The sequence below is a fragment of the Variovorax sp. P4_D9 genome (assembly GCF_056401695.1).
This window is the reverse complement of record NZ_JBFUIU010001615.1, coordinates 1-889: the sequence shown is the minus strand read 5'-3', so window position 1 is coordinate 889 and position 889 is coordinate 1. Positions and strand designations below refer to the sequence as shown.

At 69.7% G+C, this 889-nt stretch carries 1 protein-coding gene; it reads right to left on the bottom strand.

The window, feature by feature from the left end:
• Nucleotides 1-889 (bottom strand): phospholipase D-like domain-containing protein (locus tag AC1DY5_RS57285; protein WP_478122982.1); only part of this gene is annotated, 889 nt, incomplete at both ends.

Here is an 889-nt window from a genome sequence, read left to right as displayed (position 1 = left end):
TCGTAGAGTTCCACGCCCATCGTCAGCAACTCGTCGCGGTGCCGCGCATAGCCCACGTGCGCCACCGGCGCATCGTTCGATGCCAGCGAATTGGTCAGCACCCGGATCCGCACGCCGCGCGCCCGCGCCGCGGCGAAGGCCTGCTTCATGTCGGCTCCCGGCACGAAGTAGGGCGAGATGATCAGCAGGTCGCTGCGGGCCAGCCCGATCAGTTGCAGCAGTCCGTCGACCACGGTTTCGCCGTCGGCCGCCGCACCGGCCGCCGCATCGAGCGAATTGCCGCTTTTCTCGGGCTGGCGGGGCGGGCGTGCGCCTTGTCGCGTCACCGTGAGACCGGGCGCCTTGCCGGCGTCGGGGCCGGCGCCGTCGGGCGGAATCTTGCCCGGCTTGTCGGCCAGCACCACCGCCGGGGCCCAGACGAAGTCGGCGCTGCGCAGGTCCATGGGTTTCTCGTCCCAAGCCGGCGCGCGGGCGTCGGCGGCCGCCGTCCCTTCCTTCGCGCTCGGATCGCCTGCGGGCGGTGCCGGTGTCTGTGTCTGTGCCAGGGCTTCCACCCGCTGTCGTTCGGTCTCCCGTTCGGCGCGCACCTGCTCGCGGATCCGGTCGAGCTCACGGGGCGTCACCAGCGACTGCACGGGATAGGCGCGCTCGTTGTTCCAGTAGGCGTCGAAGCTGCGCGACAGGTCCTGCACCAGCGGCCCCGCCACTAGCAGGTCGAGATCGATGAAGTTGCCCTTACTGTCCTTGCCGAAATAGGCGTCGCCCAAGTTGCGGCCCCCTGCCACCGCCAGCACGTTGTCGGCGATGAACAACTTGTTGTGCATGCGCTGCTGGACCCGCGACGCATCGTCGATCGAGCTGAAGAAGCGGCCCAGCGTCGAGGCGCGTG